Raw genomic sequence first — 21,212 nt, forward strand, 5'->3', positions numbered from 1 at the left:
GTCCAATCCATTGTCCGGCAGACGGACCGTGCACGGAGGGTGACGGACACGGCAGTGGGGCGGGAACTCCGGAGAGCGCCCACCCCACTGTCGTACGGATCACATGCCCGTCAGCCGGCCGTTACGGCGCGACCTTCTCGATCACGACGCTGCCGGTGCCCGCCGCGGTGCCGCGGGAGTTCACCAGCTGCACCTCGCCGAAGAACTGGCGTCCCTCGGGAGCCGCTCCGGCGACCACGACCTCGGCGCCGACCTTGGCGGACGCGCCGTTGGCCAGGTTCACGGCCTTCGACTCGTCGACCTTGATCTTGCCGAGCGACGGGGCGTAGTACACGTCCCGGTAGTCGTACTCGGTGGTCCCGGCCGGGACCGCGTAGCCGTCGATGACGACGGTGTAGGTGCCGGCCGCCGGCTTCAGCAGGCTGACCGACTCCTCGGAGCCCGCCGTCGTCGAGACGCCGACCTCGGTGTCGCCCTTGTAGACGTACAGGTCGATGTCGGCGTTGGCGTCCGAGGTGTTGCCGATGGCGATGTCCAGCTTCTCGACGCCCTGACCGATGGTGACCGTCTTGATGTACGAGCCACCCGTGGAGATCGACGGACGCTCGACGTCGGCCGAGCCCAGCGAGCCGCCCTTCAGGGAGCCCTCCAGGTCACCGGCGTTGTTGGTGACCGTCCAGTCCACCGCGGCCGGGGTGCCGATCTTCGCCTCGGGGACGGTCTGCACCGCCGGGTCGAAGGAGGCGCCGAGCAGCGAGACGTTCAGCTTGTAGGGGTTGTCCAGCAGCGGCGACGTACGGCGGGCCTCGACCTCGATCTCCCAGACGCCCGGCTGCGGGTCCTTGTAGGAGCGCGTGTCCGGGCGGCAGGTGTTGGCCGGGTTCTCGTAGTTCGGGTAGCAGAAGATCGTGGAGCTGTCCTCCACCGCGACCCCGTACGGGTGGATGGAGATGAACCGCGTCTGGCTGCCCGAGCGCAGCGCGCTCAGCGCGACCTCGAGGGTCTGGGCGCCCTCCGGGACGTTCAGGAAGTACGACGTGGTGCCGTTGCGCTGCACCGAGCCGGTCGTCGAGAACGCGTAGGCCGGCTTCACGAGGTCCTTGGCGACGACCACCGTGGAGAGGATCTGCTGGTCCACGCCGGTGGTCTTCGTGTCGTCCACCACCAGGATCGCGCTGTGGACGCCCGCCGTGCGGGGCTTCGCCTGGACCTTGACGGTCACCGGCTTGCCGAGCGGCAGCGAGACGGTGCTCGCACCGGTCAGCGAGAAGGTGCCGTCGTCGTTCTTCCAGGACAGCTTGTGCGTGACGGCCTTGTCCGGACCCGTGGTGCGGGTGACGGTGACGTCGTACGACTTCTTCTGGCCGGCCTTCAGGCCGCCCTCGCGGTCGTACAGGCCGGTGCCGAAGCCCGGGGTCTTCAGCGCGAAGTCGATCGCGGTGTCGACCGGGGCCTTCACCGTGTACTCGTGGGCCGCCGCGCCCTTCTTCTCGATCTGCTTCCAGGCGCCGACGATGTTGATCAGACCGGAACCCTGGGCGTGCGCGGGCACTCCGTCGATGTGGGTGGCGGTGCTGGTCAGCGCGGTCCGCAGATCGGCCGGGGGCAGCTCGATGTGCTTCTGCTTCGCGGCCGAGAGCAGCAGCGCGGTCGCACCGGCGGCCTGCGGCGAGGACATCGAGGTGCCCTGCAGCATGGAGTAACCGGCCGGGAGCGAGTAGCCCGACTCCTTGACCGGACCACCGGGGAGCCAGGTCTGGGTGGTGTTGATGGACGCACCCGGGGCCGTCAGGATCGGCGCGAAGCCGCCGTCCTCACGCGGACCGCGCGAGGAGAAGGGCAGCATGTCGTACTTCTTGGTGACGTTCGAGCCGTAGTTGGCCGCCCAGGTCTCCTTGGAGATGGACGCGCCGACCGAGATGACGTGGTCGGCCAGGCCGGGGTCACCGATGGTGTTGACACCCGGGCCGTCGTTGCCGGCCGAGATGACCAGCTGGACGCCGTAGATGTCGATGAGCCGCTTGTAGAGCTCGGCTCGCGCGTTGTTGCCGTCGTTGAGCGGCGGCAGGCCGCCGATCGACATGTTGACGATGTCGACACCGCGGTTGACGACGAGGTCGATCATGCCCTCGGTCAGAGCGATGTTGGTGCAGCCGCCGGACCAGGTGCAGGCGCGTGAGGAGACGATCTTGGCGCCGGGCGCCGCACCGTTCATCTTGCCGCCGAAGAGGCCGTTGGCCGCGGTGATGCCCGCGACGTGCGTGCCGTGCTCGCTCTCGATGACGCCGATGTTGACGTAGTCGGCCGTGTTGCCGGCCGTGTCGACGACGACGTCCTTACGGGTCTCCACGACGAACGGGATGCGCTCGACGACATCGGTCCGCGGGTCGTCCTGACCGAAGTAGGAGACCTGGTGCTTGTCCTTGTACGGCTTGAGCACGGCGTCGTCGCCGAAGTCCGCGTCGTTGTCCAGGTCGACGCGGGTGGTGCCGGTGACCGGGTCGTACAGCACGCCCCACGTGTCGGTGGTGTCACCGTCCCGGTTGAGGTCGCCCGCCATGTCGCCGCCCTTGGTGGCGGCTTCCGCGAACTGCTTGAAGCGGTAGGAGCCGGCCGGCGCCGAGTACGTCCTGCCCTCGGCGGTGAACGTCGGGCCCGTGACGGCCGAGTCCATCCGCAGCCAGGTGCCGTCGCCGTCGTCGACCGGGTCGGTGGCCGTCACCCAGTCGACGATCTTGCGCTCGCCGGTGGTGGTCTTCTGCAGTGCGGGGTGACCGAGGTCGACACCGGAGTCCAGGACACCGATGGTGACACCACGGCCGTCGGCCTTCGGGTGCTGCTCCACGAAGTCGACCGCGCCCGTCTCGAAGGACGGGTTGTACGGGTTCTTCGCCGGGGTGTTCTTGTTCGGCGCAGGGTAACTGCCCGTGGCCTTCTGCTGCTTCGCCCCGGCGGCCCGGTCGCCCGTGGGCGTCGGGTCGTCCAGCTTGATCTCCTGCTTGAGATCGATGCTGTGGACCGACGACAGCTTCTGCGCGGCCTTGATGGTGGCCTCGGCCGCGGAGGTCGGCACGGTCGCCCGGACGTAGCCGAGCTTGTCGTACGTCTGCCCCAGCACGGACCCCTTGACGGAGTCCAGCTGCTCGGTCACCTGCTCGGTGGCACCCGGCGCGGTGGCGACCATCATCGTGATGTTCTTCTCGCCCTTGGCCTCGGCCTTCGCCAGCACGTCGGCGTCGGCCCCACCGAGCTTGTCGCCCTTGTCGCTGTTGGCGGCGGGCTTCACCGGGGCGGTTGCCGGGTCGTCGGCGGCGAACACCGGAGCGGCGCCGCCGGCGGCGAGCGCGGCCACCAGGCCGGCGGCGGCCGCGATACGAGCCGCGCGTCTGGCCCCGGGTATGGAGCTGGGGGATTCCTTGGTCATCAGCATCCCTGCATCTGAAAGTGAGAGTCCGGAATTCGGTACCGGATGACCGCTCAGCCTTTCGCAAATGACTGGGGTTTGTGGAGACTTGGCAGGGGCGAGAAACGAACATGGCGTAGACCCGCCACCGTTGACACTGCGCCACACGGGACGAACGGGGTGAAACCCGCTCACCGAGGCAGCACCACCACATAGGCGGCCGGTTCGCGGTCCTCGGACGCCATCATCGCCGTGCGCACCACCACCGCCTGGTCCGCCGGTGTCTCGCGCAGCATCCCCGGAGTCATGCGCACGACCGTGACCCCTAGCCGCTCCAGGTGCTCCCGCTCGGCGGCGAAGGTGACGTGCTCCTCGTGGGGCGCCCGGGTGCCGAGCTCCAGCGCGACGGCGTGCTCGGGCCAGTACGCGTCCACACCCCCCAGGAACGTGCCGCCCGGCAGGCACAGATCCACGTTCCACAGCGGCTCCGGAAGTCCGTGGCCGCGCACCATCCGGTAGAGCCGGCCCTCCGCCACCGCCCGGCCCTCGACGAGCAGGGCGTCCACCGCGTCCACCACGTGCGGGCGGCCCAGCAGCTTGGCGGCACTCAGCTCCCGTACGACCGCGGCGGGCTCACAGTGCCCGTCGCGGACCGCCTCCGTCAGCATCCGGCGCACCGCGGAGGGGTCCGTCAGGGCGGAGACCGCGTCGGCGAGGGCCCGCTCCACCGGTGCCAGCGGCACTCCGAGCCGTCGCTCGGGCCCGGGGAGCGAAGCCGCCCGCGTGACCTGGACGAACCGGGTGGAGCGCAGCCGCCTCGTGCGCGGCACGAGCACGTCGATCAGGTGGAGCGCGATCAAGGGCGGAGCGGACGCGAAGCCGTACAGGGTCAGCGCCGCCAGGCCCGTGACCATCACCGCCCCGTAATCCGATGCGGACGTGCCGGAGGCGCCGCGCCGTGCGGAGGCCGGGGGCCGTCCCGCGTACAGCAGGGCGCCGTGCACCCGCTCCTGGCTCGTGGGCGGGCCCGGGTGCAGCAGATACACGCCTGGCAGCAGCTGCTGCCAGGGGCCGCCCGGCAGGCACCGGGCGGTGGTCTGGGCGGTGGTCACACCGAGGGCGCGCAGCTGTGCGGCGGACCGCACGCGGTGGTGGGGACCCTGGACGGGGCGCGGGGAGAGCGGGGTGTTCCGGTTCATGCCCGGCAGGTTCCCGCAGGCGTCCCGGGCGCTGACCCGTGTTACACGTCCGTCGACATTCCGGGACAACACCGTCCTGAAGTACGCGCGTGCGACTGCCGAAAAGAGCGGGCACGCCGGAAATTGTGCGGCGCACGCCCCCGTTCGCGCGACCGGGGGCGTGCGCCGGGAGATCACGCCGCCGCGTCGCACTCCTGACCCCGCAGCGCCCGGGCCAGGTCGTCCCGCGCCTCCAGGACCAGCCGCCGCAGCGCCGGGGCCGCGGCCGGGTGCGAGGTCAGCCACGCGTCCGTCGCCGCGAGGGTCGCCGGATCATCCTGCAACCCCGGGAACAGGCCCTTGACCACGTCCATGCCGATCTGGATCGAACGCTCGGCCCACACCCGCTCGATCGCCTCGAAGTAGGCGGCCGTGTACGGCGCCAGCAGCTTCCGCTGCGTGGGCTGCCCGAAGCCCGCGATGGTCGCCCCGACGAGCGCGTTGGACAACTTGTCCGACTCCACGACCATCGCCCAGGCCTGCGCCTTGACCTCGGCCGACGGACGCGAGGCCAGGCACCGCACGTGGTGCCGCTTCCCGGACGCCGTGTCGTCGCGGGCGAGCTCGGCGTCGACGGCCGCCTCGTCGGCCGCGCCGTGCGAGACCAGCGCGGAGAGGAACGCCCACCGCAGCTCCTGGTCGACCTCCAGGCCCTCGATCACGGCCGTGCCGTCGAGCAGAGCGCCCAGCAGCTGCAACTCGTCGTCCGAGGCGGCGACCGCAGCGAAGAACCGCGCCCACGTCAGCTGGTGCTGGCTGCCTGGCTCCGCGCGCCGCAGCTCCCGCAGGGCGCCCTCGGCCAGTGCCCGGCCGCCCTCCCCCCGCCACGCCGGCGCGGCGTAGTGCACGAGCGCCGACTCGGCCCAGGCGTGCAGCATCTGGAGCACACCGATGTCCGACTCCCGGCCGGCGAACGACAGCACCAGGGAGACGAAGTCCCGGGCCGGCAGCAGGGCGTCGCGGGTCAGGTTCCACAGGGCGGACCAGCACAGCGCACGGGCCAGCGGGTCCGCGATGTCCCCGAGGTGCTCCCGCAGGGTGGCCAGGGAGACCTCGTCGAAGCGGACCTTGCAGTACGTGAGGTCGTCGTCGTTGACCAGGACGAGGTCGGGCCGGTCGGCCCCGGCCAGCTCCGCGACCGGGGTCCGCTCCCCGGCGACGTCGGCCTCGGCGCGGGCGTACCGCACCAGCTCCCCCTCCGGGGTCAGCCGGTACAGGCCCACCGCGACCCGGTGCGGGCGCAGCTCCGGATGGGAGGCGGCCGCCGCCTGCTCCACCACCAGCTCCGCCACACGTCCCGCCGCGTCGTACGTCACGACCGGGGCCAGCACGTTGACGCCCGCCGTCTGCAGCCACGCGCGTGACCAGGCCGTCATGTCGCGCCCCGACGTCTCGGCCAGCACGGAGAGCAGGTCGCCCAGACGGGTGTTGCCGTAGGCGTGCTGCTTGAAGTAGCGGCGCGCGCCCTCGAGGAACGCGTCCCGCCCCACGTACGCCACCAGCTGCTTGAGCACGGAGGCGCCCTTGGCGTACGTGATGCCGTCGAAGTTCAGCTTGGCGTCCTCCAGGTCACGGATGTCCGCCGTGACCGGATGGGTGGACGGCAGCTGGTCGGCGCGGTACGCCCACGCCTTGCGGTTGTTGGCGAAGGTGATCCAGCCGTTGGTGAAGCGGGTCGCCTCCACCATCGAGAACGACCCCATGAAGTCGGCGAAGGACTCCTTCAGCCACAGGTCGTCCCACCACTGCATGGTGACCAGGTCCCCGAACCACATGTGCGCCATCTCGTGCAGGATGACGTTGGCGCGGCGCTCGTAGGACGCCGAGGTGACCTTGGAGCGGTAGATGTACTCCTCGCGGAAGGTGACGCAGCCGGGGTTCTCCATGGCGCCGAGGTTGTACTCGGGCACGAACGCCTGGTCGTACTTGCCGAAGGGGTAGGGGTAGTCGAAGTTGTCGTGGAAGAAGTCCAGACCCTGCTTGGTGATCAGGAAGATGTCGTCCGCGTCGAAGTACCGCGCGAGCCCCTTGCGGCACATCGCGCCGAGCGGGATCTCCAGCTTCGAGCCGTCGTCGAGCGTACGGGTGTAGAGGTCGCTCTCGCAGTGGTACGGGCCGGCGACGACCACGGTGATGTACGTCGAGATGGGCTTCGTCTCGGCGAACCGCCACACCTCGCCCTCGTGGAACTCCTCCGCGCCGTTGGACCGGACCGTCCACCCCTCGGGGGCCGTCACCTGGAAGCGGTAGGGCGCCTTCAGGTCGGGCTGCTCGAAGTTGGCGAACACGCGCCGGGCATCGGCCGGCTCGTACTGCGTGTAGAGGTAGACCTCGCCGTCCTCCGGGTCGACGAAGCGGTGCATGCCCTCGCCGGTCCGGCTGTACGCGCACCGCGCGTCGACCACCAGGACGTTCTCGCCCTCGGTGAGGCCGTCCAGCGCGATCCGCGTGCCGTCGAACACGACCGCCGGATCCAGCGGCTGCCCGTTGAGCGTCACCGCGTCCACGGACGGTGCCAGCAGGTCGGCGAAGGTCGACGCTCCCGCGCGGGCGGCGCGGAAACGGATCGTCGTCACCGAGCGGAAGGTCCGCGGACCGGCCTCCCCGTCGCCCCCGTCGGGCTCACCGACGGCGGAACGCAGGTCGAGGGCGACCTCGTAACCGTCGACGGTCAGCAGCTCGGCCCTCTCGCGGGCCTCGTCGCGAGACAGGTTCTCACCGGGCACGGAACACTCCTTTGTGTCTCGGACCGACCTGCCGTCGGAGGGCGGCCGGTCGGTCCCATCCGATCAGCTCCGATCCTCGCATGCGGCCGTCCGCGCCGGTCACGGGGAATGGCCGCGGGGTCCCGGGGTGTTCTGTGCCACAGGTGAGGACCGATCGCACGAGGAGAGACATGCCCGAGAACAGCACGTCGCACGGCAGGACCCCGGTGGACTTCTGGTTCGACCCGCTCTGCCCCTGGGCCTGGATTACCTCCCGCTGGATGCTCGAGGTGGAGAAGGTCCGTGACGTGGAGGTCCGCTGGCACGTGATGAGCCTGGCCGTGCTCAACGAGAGCAGGCTGGACGAGCTGCCCGAGGAGTACCAGGACATGATGCGGACCAAGGCGTGGGCCCCGGTCCGTGTGGTGGTCGCCGCCCAGCAGAAGCACGGCGACGAGATCGTCGGCGAGCTCTACACGGCCATGGGAACGCGCATCCACAACCAGGGCGAGGGCCCGACCCGCGAGGCGGTCGCGGGCGCCCTGGCCGACGTCGGCCTGCCGGCCGAGCTGCTGGAGTACGCCGACTCCGACGCGTACGACGAGGAGCTGCGCGCCTCCCACAAGGAGGGCATCGACAAGGTCGGCCAGGACGTCGGCACCCCGGTGATCGCCGTACCGGGCCCCGACGGGGAGCAGATCGCCTTCTTCGGCCCGGTCGTCACCCCCGCCCCCAAGGGCGAGGAAGCGGCGAAGCTCTGGGACGGCACGCTGCTGGTGGCCTCGATCCCCGGTTTCTACGAGATCAAGCGGACGCGTACGCAGGGCCCGGTCTTCGACTGACGGTCCCACCGTCCGGTGAAGGGGAGAACCCCCGCGAGTCATGTCCTCGCGGGGGTTCTCCGTTGTTCCGCCTGCCGGGTGAAGGGTGAGAAGACGATCACGAGGCAGGACGACTGGGGGTGGTCAGGGGGCGAGCAGGAGCACGTCCGCGCGCTCCTTGGCCGCGGCGTAGCGCTTCGCCACGTCCTGCCAGTTGACGACGCGCCACATGGCCTCGATGAAGTCCACCTTCTGGTTCTTGTACTGCAGGTAGAAGGCGTGCTCCCAGGCGTCGAACACCAGGATCGGGACGGAACCCTGGCCGACGTTGCCCTGGTGGTCGTAGACCTGCTCGACGATCAGCTTGCCGCTGACCGGCTCGTACGCGAGGACGCCCCACCCCGACCCCTGGGTGGTCGCCGCGGCCTTGGTCAGCTGCGCCTTGAAGCCGGCGTAGGAGCCGAAGGAGTCGGTGATCGCGTCCGCGAGGTCACCCACACCGTCCGCCGCGAGCGGTTCGCCGCCACCGTCGCCGGTCATGTTGTGCCAGTAGATCGAATGCAGGATGTGGCCGGAGAGGTGGAAGGCGAGATTCTTCTGCAGGCCGTTGATCGCGCCCCAGGCCTGCTTGTCGCGAGCCTCCTCCAGCTGCTCCAGGGTGTCGTTCGCCCCCTTGACGTACGCGGCGTGGTGCTTGTCGTGGTGGAGCTCGATGATCTGCGGATTGATGACCGGTTCGAGCGCCGCGTAGTCGTACGGAAGTTCCGGGAGCGTGTACGTGGCCATGAGTGCGAACCCTCCAACTGCAGAATGGTTGTTATTGCAAGTCTGTCGCAATTGCAGGCTAGCAGGAGGAGTCCCCGGAGGTGATCAGCCGCGGATCTGGGGCGGACGCGGCCGGGAGCCCGTAGGGGCGCGGGCCGGCCGCGCGTAGGGTCCGGGGGATGACCGGGGCCCCGGGGGCCGGATGCCGTACGTGAGGGAGAGCCGCCCCTGCGAGGCGGCCGCGCTGACCACGCCGGCCCTGCGGTCCAAGGCGCACCGGGGCTACGACGGGGCCTCCTGGCCGCCTGCCGCGACGACCTCGCCGGCAGCCCGGACGGGGTGGCCGCACGGAGCACGGTGGTGGCGGAGCGGGACGGCGAGGTCCTCGGCTTCACCATGCTGGACGGGGGCCGCCCTGCGGCTCCCTCGAAATGGTGTTCGTCGAGCCGGACGCCATCGGACGGGGCGTGGGCAGGCCGCTGTTCGAGCACACGACGGAGCGGGCGCCGCGGCTCGGGTTCGTCGTGCTCACCATCGACGCCGACCCGAGCGCGGAGCCCTTCCGCACGGCGATGGGCGCGGTGCGGAAGGGCCGGCCCCGTCCGGCTCGCTCCCGGGCCGGGAACTGCCGCTGCCGGAGATCGCCCTCACACAGGGACGCCGGCGGGGGCGGTGGCGTCGGCGGCGACTCCCCCGTCGAGGGGCACGACAGGTACTCCCGCGGAACGGACCGCTTCGGACGGGCGGACCGCTGGGGAACGTCAGCCGCGCGGGCCGCGCGCCGCCCGCTTCTGCCGCACCAGGCCGATGACGATCAGCACCGCGGTCAGCGCCCCGGTCGCCAGCAACTGGTCACGGGTGTCCGGCTGACGCAGCATCAGGAAGAATATGCCCGTCATGGCGACGAGCGCCACGATCGTCAGGGCCGGGAAGAGCCACATGCGGACGACCAGCCGGTCCGGGGCCTCGCGCTCCAGCCGCCGGCGCAGGACCAGCTGGGAGACGGCGATGAAGATCCAGACGACCAGGATCACCGCGCCGATCATGTTGAGCAGCCACGGGAAGACGTCGTCGGGGCGCCAGTAGCTGAGCAGTACGCACAGGAACCCGAAGACGGACGACACGAGTACGGCGTTGCGCGGCACACCCGAGGAGACCGTGCCGAGCCGCTTCGGGCCCTGGCCGCGCGCGACGAGGGAGCAGGCCATGCGTGAAGCGCCGTAGATGTTCGCGTTCATCGCGGAGAGCAGGGCGACCAGGATGACCACGTTCATGATCTCCGCGGCGCCGCTGATGCCGAGGTGGTCCAGGGTCGCGTAGAACGGACCGACCTCGGCGACCTCCGGCTCGTCCCACGGCACGAGGGCGACGATGACGGCCATGGAACCGACGTAGAACACCGCGATCCGCCACATCGCCGTGCGCACGGCCTTGGCGACACCCCGCACCGGGTCCTCCGACTCGGCCGCGGCGATCGTGACCGTCTCCAGCCCGCCGTAGGCGAACACGGAGGCGAGCAGCCCGATGATGAAGCCGTTCGAACCGTTCGGCAGAAAGCCGCCCTTCCCGGTGAGGTTCGAGCCGCCGGGGGAGTCGGTGCCGGGCAGGATCCCGAGGATCGCGAGCACGCCGAGCACGAGGAAGAGCGTGATGGCGACGACCTTGAGCGTGGCGAACCAGAACTCGAACTCGCCGAAGTTCTTCACGGATGCGAGGTTCGTACCGAGGAAGACCAGCATGAACAGGGCGACCCAGGCCCACTCGGGCGTGCCGGGCAGCCAGCCCGTGACGATCTGCGCGGCGCCGATGCCCTCCAGGCCGACAGCGACGCAGAGCAGTACCCAGAACGCCCACCCCGCGGTGAAGCCGGCCCACGGCCCGATCGCCCGCTCGGCGTGGACGGAGAACGAGCCGGACGCCGGATTGGCGGCCGACATCTCGCCGAGCATGCGCATCACGAACATGACCAGCAGCCCGGAGATGCCGTAGGCGATGACGATGGAGGGGCCGGCGGCGGCGATACCGGCGCCGGAGCCGACGAACAGCCCGGCCCCGATGACACCACCGAGGGCGATCATCGACAGATGGCGCTGCTTGAGGCCGTGCGTGAGGGCGGAGCCGGCAGCGGGTGCGGCGGCGTCCGTGGGGGGCGGCGAGGAGGTCCGGGACATGGACAGGCTCTGTTCACTGGGCGGGACGGAGGTCGGCACACAGTCTGGGCACGCGCCCCGTTCACGGGGAACGGACGTCCGTCATACGGTCACCAGGCTCACACATGGTGCACATCCGCATACGGTCCCCACTGCGGGACTCCGTTATGGGAAACCTACAGTGCCACGAGTTCGGCTTCTTGCCCCGCAGACGGCGGACGCACCTCCCACCACCGTGACGAGCATCACGCCGACCGGTGATTGCGCACCGCCCTTTGTGAGAACCCCACCAAGTCGCCAACCGCCGCTTTGTGGGCGGCTGATGGTGTCCGGGTGATGTCCCGTCGGCTAACGTCACCCTCAGTCCGTCCCACCTGCCCTGCTGCCCTACCCGCGGAGTCCCGATGAGCACTGCTGCCGCCCCCACCCGTACCGGAGTGGTCCTCGCCGACCTGCTGCCCGCGGTCCGGCACCGTTACGCCGTGGACGCGGCGCTGGTCGCCGGCGGCGCCGCCCTCACCGGCATCGCGGCCCAGATCGCCGTGCCCGTTCCCGGCTCCCCGGTCCCCGTCACCGGCCAGACGTTCGCCGCGCTGCTCATCGGCACCGCGCTCGGCGCCCGCCGCGGCTTCCTCTCCCTGGCCCTGTACGCCGTCGTCGGCATGGCCGGCATGCCGTGGTTCTCCGAGGGCAGTTCCGGCGCCGGAGGCGCCTCGTTCGGTTACGTCCTCGGCATGCTGCTCGCCGCCACGGTCGTCGGCGGCCTCGCCCGCCGCGGTGGTGACCGCTCCGTCCTGCGCACCGCCGGCACCATGGCCGTCGGCTCGCTGATCATCTACGCGGTCGGCGTGCCGTACCTCGCGCTCTCCACCGGCATGTCGATGAGCGCCGCCGTGGCGGCCGGCCTGGTGCCGTTCCTGATCGGCGACGCCCTCAAGGCCGCGCTGGCCATGGGCGCCCTGCCCGCCTCCTGGAAGCTCCTCGGGCGCCGCGACTGATGCCGTAGGCACCACCGAACAGGCTCGCCGGGTCGTGACGCGACACCAGCCCGGCGAGCCTTTCGTGTGTCCGGACGTCGTGGAAGCCCTCGGTGCACTCCCCGCCGCCCGAGGGGAAGGCCGGGGGCCGGCCCACGGTGGCCGGCGCCGGTCCCCGGGGACCCCCGCGTACAGCGCCCGTATCGCCTCCGCCTCCGCGTCCGGGCCGTCCGGCGGGGACGGCGGGGACGGCCCGGACGGCGGCCGTAGCGGGAAAGCCGCGTCGCGGTAGGGCACCGCGTCGTCCACGGCCGGCCGCGCGGCCAGGGTGCCGCCCAGGTGCTCGAGCTGGACCACCGGTCGCCATCGGCGCCCCTAGGCCCCCGGCCGCCCCGTAGTCCCGAGAGGCGAGGCCTCCACGAGGAGGCCGGCGCGGAGGGCGACACGGTCCGGAAGCCGTCGACTGCGGGGGTGGTGGTCATGAGGAAGGCTCTCCGTCCGCTCGCTGGATCGCGTGGCGGGGGAGAGCCTTCCGGGTGTACCCGACAGCTTGCCGTCAGGTATGCGTCGCGGTCACTCGGCCGGCGCCGCGGCCTTCCGGCTGCGGGCCTCGCGCACCAGCGAGACGGCCACCACCAGCACCGCCACCAGCAGCGAGAGCAGCACCTGCTCCCGGCCGGCGTCGTCGGTCAGCATGTAGACCAGCACGAAGGAGATCATCGCGATCGTCGCCCACGTCAGGTACGGGAAGAGCCACATCCGTACGACGAGCTTCTCGGGCGACTCACGCAGGATGATGCCGCGCATCCGCAGCTGGGTGAAGCAGATGACCAGCCACACGAACAGGGCGACCGCGCCGGAGGAGTTCAGCAGGAACGCGAACACCGTGTCGGGCCACTGGTAGTTGAAGAACACCGCCACGAAACCGAACACCACGGACGAGAGGATCGCCGCCTGCGGCACGCCCCGCTTGTTCACCCGGGCGAAGGCCTTGGGGGCGTCTCCGCGCTGTCCGAGCGAGAAGGCCATGCGCGAGGCCGTGTAGAGGCCGGAGTTGAGACAGGACAGCACGGCCGTCAGCACGATGACGTTCATGACCTGGCCGGCGTGCGGGATGCCGATGACGTTCAGGGCGGCGACGTACGAACCGTCCTTGACGATCGACGCGTCGTTCCACGGCAGCAGCGTGAGGACGATGAAGATCGAGCCCAGGTAGAAGATGGCGATACGCCAGATCACGCTGTTGGTGGCCTTGGAGACGGCACGCCGCGGGTCCTCCGACTCGCCGGCCGCCAGGGTCACGATCTCGCTGCCCATGAAGGAGAAGACGACCATCAGCACACCCGTGAGGATGGCACCCGGTCCCTCGGGGAAGAAGCCTCCGGTGTCCGTCAGATGGGCGAGGCCGGGACCGGGACTGTCCGAACCCGGCAGGATGCCGAAGACGGCGAGCAGGCCGACGACGACGAAGGCGCCGATCGCCACGACCTTGATCCCGGCGAACCAGAACTCGAACTCACCGTACGAGCCCACGGAGACCAGGTTGGTCGCCGTCAGCACCAGCATGACGATCAGGGCCCAGGCCCACTGCGGTACACCCGGGACCCAGCTCTCCAGGATCTTGGCACCCGCCGTGGCCTCGACGGCGAGCACCACGACCCAGAAGAACCAGTACAGCCAGCCGATCGAGAAGCCCGCCCAGCGGCCCAGGGCCTGGTCGGCGTAGGCGGAGAAGGAGCCGGAGCTCGGGCGGGCGACGGCCATCTCGCCGAGCATCCGCATGACGAAGACGACCATCAGGCCGACCAGGGCGTACGACAGGAGGATGGCCGGGCCGGCAGCCGCGATACCGGCGCCGGAGCCGACGAAGAGGCCTGCCCCGATCACGCCGCCGATGGCGATCATCGAGAGGTGGCGGTTCTTGAGACCGGCCTGGAGGCCGTCCGGGGAGTGCGGCTTGTCCGGATCGCCGGGCTGGTGGCCCGGCTGCTCCAGTGTCGTCTGCGACGTCATGGATCGAATCCTTACGTTTTCTGATCACGTGTGTCGGTCCTGCCGCCGCGGGGTGGTGTGCGGCACGGCCACGCATTCAAGCCCGGGCGGCACCGGAAGCGGAACCCCCTCATCCGCTCCTTGACCGGATCGTTGCCGGAGTGGCCCGGCGCACATCCCCGGGGCCGGGTCCGCAGCCCCGGGACCGGTGGACGGTCCCGACCCCGCTGACGGCTACCCCGCCCCGTCCGTGCCACACTTCGCTCCATGCGCGTGTACCTCGGCTCCGACCATGCCGGCTACGAACTCAAGAACCACCTCGTCGAGTGGCTCTCGGCCCACGGCCACGAGGCCGTCGACTGCGGTCCCCACATCTACGACGCCCAGGACGACTACCCGCCGTTCTGCCTCCGTGCCGCCGAGCGGACGGCCGCGGACAAGGACAGCCTCGGCATCGTCATCGGGGGCTCCGGCAACGGCGAGCAGATCGCCGCGAACAAGGTCAAGGGCGTCCGTGCCGCTCTCGCCTGGAGCGAGCAGACCGCCGCGCTCGGCCGTGAGCACAACGACGCCAACGTGGTGGCCATCGGCGGCCGGATGCACACGCAGGAGGAGGCCACGAAGTTCGTCGAGATCTTCCTGGCCACCCCGTACTCGGGTGAGGAGCGCCACACCCGCCGCATCGAGATGCTGTCGGCGTACGAGGCCACCGGCGAGCTCCCCCCGATCCCGGCCCACCACCCGCAGCAGGGCTGAGAGGCCCGCACCCGCTTCCCCGTGCCGCCGGGTCCAGGCCCGGCGGCACAGGCGTGTCCTCAGGAGACCCCCGTGCCCGAGGGGCATACGATCCACCGCCTCGCCGCCGACCACCACGAGCGGTTCGCCGGCGGGCCGGTGCGCGTCACCAGCCCGCAGGGGAAGTTCGCCGGCAGCGCGGCGCTGCTCGACGGCCGGCCACTCACCACCGTCGACGCCCACGGCAAGCACCTCTTCCTCGGCTTCGACGGGGCCGGGCCCGGCGGACAGGCCTGGGTCCACATCCACCTCGGCCTGTTCGGCAAGCTCGGTTTCGGTACGGCTCCGGCCCCGCCGCCCACCGACACGGTCCGGCTCCGCCTCGTCAACGACGCCCACTACGCCGATCTGCGGGGCCCCACCACCTGCGCCCTGATCGCCGGGCCCGAGAAACGCGCGATACACGACAGGCTCGGCCCCGACCCGCTGCGTACCGACGAGGACGGCGAGCGGGCCTGGCAGCGGATCTCCCGCAGCCGCGTCACGGTGGCCGCCCTGCTCATGGACCAGAAGGTCGTCTCGGGCGTGGGCAACGTCTACCGTGCCGAGGTCCTCTTCCGGCACGGCATCGACCCGTACCGCCCGGGCAGGGACCTCGCGCGCGGTGAGTGGGACGCCCTCTGGGCCGACCTCGGCGAGCTGATGCGCGAAGGCGTGCGGAACAACCGCATCGACACCGTCCGTCCCGAGCACCTCCCCGAGGCGATGGGCCGCCCTCCGCGCGTCGACGACCACGGGGGAGAGGTCTACGTCTACCGCCGGGCCCGGCAGGCCTGCCACATCTGCGGCAGCGAGATCCGCACGGCGGACCTGGCAGCCCGCAACCTCTTCTGGTGCCCGGTCTGCCAGGCCCGTTAGGGCCGGCACTTCCCGGGTTCGGTCGCGGGAACCCGCGCGGTGACGGATGGTCCGTGATACTCACGGAAGTCCCTGGAGACACACCCGCGCACCCATGGAGCCGCCCGATGAGCGTTCGCCGCGTCATGCCCGTCATCCGGTCCGAGGCCGCCCAGGAGAACCGGGACTTCTACGGCCGGCTGGGTTTCGAGGAGGTCATGGACCTCGGCTGGATCATGACCTTCGCCTCCCCGTCCACCCCGGCGGCCCAGGTCAGCTTCATGACCAGGGACAGGACGGCGCCGGTCGACCCCGACATGAGCGTGGAGGTCGACGACGTGGACGCGGTGTACGAGGCCGTGTGCGAGAGCGGGGCGGAGATCGTTCACCCGTTGCAGGACGAGGAGTGGGGGGTGCGGCGGTTCTTCGTCCGCGACCCCAACGGCCGCGTGGTCAACGTACTGAGCCACCGCTGACCACTTCCGCGCCCGGGGGACGGGCTCAGAACCCGTGCGGGCACCACGGCTCCACGTCCCAGGAGAAGGCCGACGACACCTGGGCCAGCGCGCCCTCCCGCAGTTCCCGGACCCGCCCGGCCGCCGCAAGGGCCGTCAGCGACACCCCGCCGAGGTAGGCGGCGCCCAACTCCCGTACGGAGAGCGCGAGGTCCGCCGCGTCCTCGGTCCGCCGGCAGGAGGCCGCACCCTTCGCGTCCGTGGTCAGGCGCCAACGCCCCGCGTTCCAGGGACAGAAGTCGTCCTCCACCTCCAGCACCACATCCACCGGGGTCCGGTAACCGCGCGCCTCGAGCGCCGTTCCCAGGTCGACGAGCCGTACGTACATCCCGTCCCGTACGCGAACCCCGCAGCGCCGGACGTCCGAGACCATGTGCAGCACCGCGTCGTCCGTGGGGCGGTTGCGGCACTCGAGGACCGACGTCAGGTCGATGTCGAAGAGGAAGCGCCACAAGGCCGCGCAGGAGGCCGGGTCCAGCGCCGCGAGATCCCGGAGCAGCACCCTGCCCCGGGGCCCGGAGCCGTCCCACTCCGGCTTGATCCGGTACGTGGCGTACCCGGTGACCTCGCCGTCCCGCTCCGCGAGGACACACTGCAAGGCGGAGCCGCCCTCCCGGGACTGCTCCGGGTCGAGCACGGCCATCCGGTCCCACCCCGGCTGGCGCACCAGGGAGCCGGGCCGCCCGGCCGTCAGCCGCCCGTACACCGCCTCGCAGGCAGCGAGCGCCCGCTCCGGGGACGCGTAGCGCACCCGGACCGCGTCCGTGCCGGGTGGCACGGTGAGCAGCACCCGCGCCGTGTCGATCTCCAGCCGCATCTCACCGGTGGCCGCGCCGTATCCGAAGCGGCCGTAGATGCCGGGCTCCGACGCCGTCAGCACCGCGAGCGGCTCACCCCATGAGCGGACGTCGTCCAGCTGACGGCGCATCATCGACGTCAGCAGCCCACGCCTGCGGTGGGTGGCGGCGACGCTGACCATCGTCACACCGGCGGCGGGCACCTCGGCCCCACCGGGCACCGTCACACGGAAGCGGTACGCGCCGGCCGTACCCACCCAGTCCGCGCCGTCCCGGTGGCCGACGGATCTCTCCGAAGCCGCCAGCGCGGCGTACAACTCGCGACTCTCCGGGGACGTGGCCACACCGCCGAAAGCGACCTCGAGACACCCGAACCACGCGTCCCACTCGGATGCGCTCGGTGCCCGCAGCTCCGTAGTCATATGCCATGCCTACCAGGGACACGGTGTGCGAGCGACCCATTTTCCGACACATTGTCACAGGGGTCCCCCTGCACCGCAGGCCGCCCAGTGGATAGGGTCCCCGCAATGGCCCGTCGCACAGGAGTAGACGCATACCCGGCCCGGTGGCGAAAATCGGTGCACCGGGCGCGCACAGCGCTGCGCAGGTCAGGTGTCGACTACTTCCGCGGGGACGGGTCGGACTGGATAGCCCTGGCAGGTCTGCTGCTCATCGTTCCGGCGATCACCTGCGCCAGCCTGCTCAATCCGGTCTGGTGCTCACCGGCGGCCCTCGCCCTGCCGATCGTCGCGGGCGGCCTGCTGCTGCGGCCGGCCAGCCTGCTCGGCCTCTACGCGACCGCGGCAGCCGCTCTGATCGTGGAGTCCGTCGCCCTCGGCCCTTACGCGGACGGGCCCGCCCGGGTCACCCCGGGCATCGTCCTGACCGTTGCCGCCTGCGGCTTCTTCGGGCTCGTCCTCGCCCAGTTCCGGGCGCGGGTCGGGGTGCCGTGGCGTCGCGGCGGGACCATGCTGTTCGACCTCCGCGAGCGCATCCGCGTCCAGAGCGCCCTGCCGCGCCTGCCCCAGGGCTGGCACCGCGAGATGGCGCTCCGCCCGGCGGGGGGCCAGTCCTTCTCCGGCGACTTCGTCGTCGCCGCCCGGACGAACGGCGGGCGGACCCTGGAAGCGGTGCTGACCGACGTGTCCGGGAAGGGCATGGACGCAGGCTCCCGGGCGCTGCTGCTGTCCGGGGCCTTCGGCGGGCTCCTGGGCTCGCTGCCGCCGCACGGCTTCCTGCCCGCCGCCAACGGTTACCTCCTGCGCCAGGACTGGGACGAGGGCTTCGCCACCTCCATCCACCTCGTCCTGGACCTGGAGTCGGGCGACTACGAACTGCTCTCGGCCGGCCACCCCCCTGCCCTGCAGTTGCACGCGGGCAGCGGCCAGTGGGAGGAGAAGGCCGCCGAAGGGCCGCTGCTCGGGGTCTACGACGGCGCGCAGTTCGACGCGGTGAAGGGCTCGCTGGCACCCGGTGACGTGCTGATGCTGTTCACGGACGGACTGGTCGAAGCATCCGACCGGGACATGGCCGAGGGCATCGACCGGCTGACTGGAGAGGCCGACCGCTACGTCACCACCGGATTCGAGGGCGCGGCCTGGCACCTGATCGAGGCCTGCGCCAAGGACGTCAACGACGACCGTGCGCTGCTCCTGCTGTCGCGTCGCGCCTGAACCGTACGAAGCGGCTGAAACCGTACAGATGTCAATGCGACGCCGCCTTGTCACTCGAACGGGAATTCGCCGGGCGAGGACAGGCTGGCAACGGCTTCCGAGGAGAGGCCCGGGATCGCCCCCCCAGGCCGGTGCGGCTTCCCGTCCCGGCTGAAGCCCCTCGTCGGAGATGCCGAGCACCCCGGCCGGAACCGCCGCCTCCGGGGCGCCCCGGCCCATCGCAGGATCCCGCCGCGAACGATTGACGCCGTACCTGTGAGCGCCTCGGGGAATCGTCGTCCGGCGGCGTAAAGTCGCGCACATGCCGACTCCGTACCTGACCCCGGCCGAAGTCGAGGCGATCGCCCGTGAGGCCCACGGAGCCCAGACCGACAAGGCCGGGCGTCCCTACGTCGAACACCTGGCCGCGGTGGCCGAGGGCGTACGGAGCAGGGGCGGCACCGACGAGCAGATCGCAGCGGCCTGGTTGCACGACGCGGTGGAGGACGGCGCGCTCTCCCGGCAGTGGCTCGACGACGCCGCACTGCCGCAGCAGGTGAAGGACATGGTCCTCGCCGTCACCAAGCGGGACGGCGAAGACCTCGGTACCTACGCGAGGCGGATTCTGGCGACCCCTGGGGCGCTGCTGATCAAGGAGTCGGACCTGGCGCACAACGCGGACCCCGAGCGCCTCGCGGTCCTGGAGGCGGCGACGCGTGCCCGGCTGACGGAGAAGTACGCCCTGGTGCGCGGGCTGCTGGGGCTGTCAGGGGGCACTGTTCCCGCCGGACGGCCGGAACAGGCGTGCCCCGCCACGGACTGAGGTCCGGGCGGGGCCTGAGGTCCGGGCGGGGACCCGCGCGGACCGTGGGCGATCAGGACGGGATCAGCGTGTTGCCCGGTCCCGGCCGGCAGGGACCCGGCGGAACGCCCAGTTCATGTCGGGCTCGGTGGCGAAGCGCAGCGCGCGCCGGACCGGCGGGGTGCACAGCGCTGTCACCGCGCCGGCCGCGACGAGGGAGACGAGGACCAGTCCCGCAGGCCCCGACAGCCACGCGTACCGGTCGAACAGCCCCAGGTATCCGGCCCCCTTCACGAGGAAGCCGTGCAGGAGGTAGCCGCAGATCGTCCCGGCGCCGAGCACGGTGAACCAGAGGTGACGGCGCGGCACCCAGGCCAGGAAGCCCGCCGTGAGAAGCAGCGCGCACCCGAACATCGCCAGGCACATCACGGCCCCCGACCACCACGGAGCACCCAGCTCCTGCGCGCTGCTGCTGCGGTAGAACCAGCCGAGCCGCATGCGCGGGGCGGCCCAGTAGGCGAACAGCAGGGCACCCGTGAACAGCGGCAGGGAGAGCAGCCTGACCTCGCGCCTGCGGACCAGTTCGAAGTGTTCGGGCTTCAGCATCAGGCCGAGGACGAAGAACGGCAGCAGCTGCAGCACACGTTGCAGGTCGAGGTCGTCACCGATGCCCGGGGTCAGCGAGGCGAGCACGGCGATGGTCAGCGCCACCGGCAACGGGTGGCGCAGCGAACGCCACAGCGGTGTCGTGAGGCGCCAGACGAACAAGGCGATCAGGAACCAGGTGAGGAACAGCGGGTCGAGCAGCGTGATCTCCACGTCGTCGGAGCCCGCGTACCGCCTGAAGAGTGAGTAGGCCGTCTCGAACAGGACATAGGGCACGGCGACCCCGGTGACCAGACGCTTCACCTTGGCCGGACTCATGTCGAACGACCGGGAGAAATAACCGGAAACGAGGATGAACGCGGGCATGTGGAACGTGTACACGACCATGTACAGCGCTCGCGTGACGCGGCTGCCGTCCATGACCGGTTCCCATGCGTGCGCCACGGCGACCAGCACGATCGCAAGGTACTTCGCGTTGTCGAAGTACGCGTCACGTCGCTTCACCGGCGCGAGGGCCGGGGCCGCCGGGGCATGGGGGGAGGCCGCTCCGGCAGTCGTCAGGACCTGCTGGTGTCTGGGCTCCGGCTCCCGGGTCTCCGGGGGGATCGGGGCCCTGGCAATTTCGCTCGGAGCTTTGAACATCTAAGGCACCCTAGACCCGCCGAGCGGCGCGCGTAAAACCCCCGTGGAATGTTGCGTCTTCCCGCCCATTCGGAAACGAAACCATCGACGGCCGACCGTTATGAGATGTTTCATCCGTGTCAAATGGTGCATATAGACCGTCAGTTGAGGAAGTGAATTACGTCGCATTACTCCCCGTCGGAATGCTGTGAATGAAGTGTGGGGATATGGAAACGGTCACACCGGTGAAAATTCGAATGGCTTCCGCACAGTGGACGCACAGTTTTCGGACGGATTGCCGCCGGGTCTGCCCGCGGCCCGCCGTGAGGCCGGTCACCGGGCCGGCGCCGGGCGCCCGACGCGCCCGGCGTGTGCGTGACGTGAATTCGGCACACAGCCGCCACACGCCGGGCGTGGTCGGGCGCGAGTATGGCGTGATCCAGCCAGTCGGCTTCGTCACCCGGCAGCACCCGCAGGGGAGTTGGTGGCACGATGGTCGCGACGGGGGTGTGCTCGGCCGCACGCCACCGGGCCGG

Annotated in this window: 15 protein-coding genes and 1 pseudogene; 8 read left to right on the forward strand and 8 right to left on the reverse strand. The window is 70.7% G+C overall.

The window, feature by feature from the left end:
• Positions 1-121 precede the first annotated feature (121 nt).
• From QFZ58_RS24350 to pepN, 3 genes are all read right to left on the reverse strand, one after another.
• Entirely contained in the window at positions 122-3,430 is a 3,309-nt protein-coding gene (locus QFZ58_RS24350) for a S8 family serine peptidase (RefSeq protein WP_307127023.1), read from the reverse strand.
• Positions 3,431-3,594: 164 nt separating this feature from the next.
• The gene (locus tag QFZ58_RS24355; RefSeq protein ID WP_307127024.1) at positions 3,595-4,602 is read right to left on the reverse strand and encodes a hypothetical protein; all 1,008 of its coding nucleotides are present in this window, start codon (positions 4,600-4,602) and stop codon (positions 3,595-3,597) included.
• A 173-nt stretch (positions 4,603-4,775) separates the two neighbouring features.
• The gene (gene pepN / locus QFZ58_RS24360; protein WP_307127025.1) at positions 4,776-7,367 is read right to left on the reverse strand and encodes an aminopeptidase N; all 2,592 of its coding nucleotides are present in this window, start codon (positions 7,365-7,367) and stop codon (positions 4,776-4,778) included.
• Positions 7,368-7,537: 170 nt separating this feature from the next.
• On the opposite strand from pepN, the gene QFZ58_RS24365 reads away from it, so the two are divergent.
• Positions 7,538-8,188 carry a DsbA family protein gene (locus tag QFZ58_RS24365; protein ID WP_307127026.1) on the forward strand — a complete coding sequence of 217 codons (651 nt, stop codon included), beginning with the start codon at positions 7,538-7,540 and terminating at the stop codon, positions 8,186-8,188.
• A 123-nt stretch (positions 8,189-8,311) separates the two neighbouring features.
• On the opposite strand, the gene QFZ58_RS24370 is transcribed toward QFZ58_RS24365, so the two are convergent.
• Positions 8,312-8,953, reverse strand: a complete 642-nt coding sequence (locus tag QFZ58_RS24370; RefSeq protein ID WP_307127027.1) for a superoxide dismutase — start codon at positions 8,951-8,953, stop codon at positions 8,312-8,314.
• A 181-nt stretch (positions 8,954-9,134) separates the two neighbouring features.
• Between QFZ58_RS24370 and QFZ58_RS24375 the strand changes: the two are divergent.
• Positions 9,135-9,581, forward strand: a pseudogene (locus QFZ58_RS24375) (GNAT family N-acetyltransferase); the annotation flags it as partial.
• Positions 9,582-9,693: 112 nt separating this feature from the next.
• On the opposite strand, the gene QFZ58_RS24380 reads toward QFZ58_RS24375, so the two are convergent.
• Positions 9,694-11,103, reverse strand: a complete 1,410-nt coding sequence (locus QFZ58_RS24380; RefSeq protein WP_307127028.1) for an amino acid permease — start codon at positions 11,101-11,103, stop codon at positions 9,694-9,696.
• Positions 11,104-11,486: 383 nt separating this feature from the next.
• On the opposite strand from QFZ58_RS24380, the gene QFZ58_RS24385 reads away from it, so the two are divergent.
• The gene (locus QFZ58_RS24385; RefSeq protein ID WP_307127029.1) at positions 11,487-12,080 is read left to right on the forward strand and encodes a biotin transporter BioY; all 594 of its coding nucleotides are present in this window, start codon (positions 11,487-11,489) and stop codon (positions 12,078-12,080) included.
• A gap of 552 nt (positions 12,081-12,632) precedes the next feature.
• Here the strand turns inward: QFZ58_RS24385 and QFZ58_RS24390 are convergent.
• Entirely contained in the window at positions 12,633-14,072 is a 1,440-nt protein-coding gene (locus tag QFZ58_RS24390; protein WP_307127030.1) for an amino acid permease, read from the reverse strand.
• A 246-nt stretch (positions 14,073-14,318) separates the two neighbouring features.
• Here QFZ58_RS24390 and QFZ58_RS24395 point away from each other — a divergent pair, with 246 nt between their 5' ends.
• From QFZ58_RS24395 to QFZ58_RS24405, 3 genes are all read left to right on the forward strand, one after another.
• The gene (locus QFZ58_RS24395; RefSeq protein ID WP_307127031.1) at positions 14,319-14,807 is read left to right on the forward strand and encodes a ribose-5-phosphate isomerase; all 489 of its coding nucleotides are present in this window, start codon (positions 14,319-14,321) and stop codon (positions 14,805-14,807) included.
• 72 nt (positions 14,808-14,879) lie between these two features.
• Complete coding sequence (locus tag QFZ58_RS24400) at positions 14,880-15,704, forward strand: Fpg/Nei family DNA glycosylase (protein WP_307127032.1); 825 nt, start codon at positions 14,880-14,882, stop codon at positions 15,702-15,704.
• Between the two features lie 107 nt (positions 15,705-15,811).
• Positions 15,812-16,159 carry a VOC family protein gene (locus QFZ58_RS24405; protein WP_307127033.1) on the forward strand — a complete coding sequence of 116 codons (348 nt, stop codon included), beginning with the start codon at positions 15,812-15,814 and terminating at the stop codon, positions 16,157-16,159.
• Positions 16,160-16,184: 25 nt separating this feature from the next.
• Here the strand turns inward: QFZ58_RS24405 and QFZ58_RS24410 are convergent, their stop codons facing one another.
• On the reverse strand, positions 16,185-17,417 hold the full coding sequence (locus QFZ58_RS24410; RefSeq protein ID WP_307127034.1) for a GNAT family N-acetyltransferase: 1,233 nt from the start codon (positions 17,415-17,417) through the stop codon (positions 16,185-16,187).
• A 105-nt stretch (positions 17,418-17,522) separates the two neighbouring features.
• On the opposite strand from QFZ58_RS24410, the gene QFZ58_RS24415 reads away from it, so the two are divergent.
• Positions 17,523-18,668 carry a PP2C family protein-serine/threonine phosphatase gene (locus QFZ58_RS24415; protein ID WP_307127035.1) on the forward strand — a complete coding sequence of 382 codons (1,146 nt, stop codon included), beginning with the start codon at positions 17,523-17,525 and terminating at the stop codon, positions 18,666-18,668.
• Positions 18,669-18,969: 301 nt separating this feature from the next.
• On the forward strand, positions 18,970-19,470 hold the full coding sequence (locus QFZ58_RS24420) for an HD domain-containing protein (RefSeq protein ID WP_307127036.1): 501 nt from the start codon (positions 18,970-18,972) through the stop codon (positions 19,468-19,470).
• 63 nt (positions 19,471-19,533) lie between these two features.
• Here the strand turns inward: QFZ58_RS24420 and QFZ58_RS24425 are convergent, their stop codons facing one another.
• A complete protein-coding gene (locus tag QFZ58_RS24425; RefSeq protein ID WP_307127037.1) occupies positions 19,534-20,697 on the reverse strand; it encodes an acyltransferase family protein in 1,164 nt (387 codons plus the stop codon).
• Positions 20,698-21,212: the final 515 nt, after the last annotated feature.

The organism is Streptomyces sp. B1I3, from assembly GCF_030816615.1.
Lineage (GTDB): Bacteria > Actinomycetota > Actinomycetes > Streptomycetales > Streptomycetaceae > Streptomyces.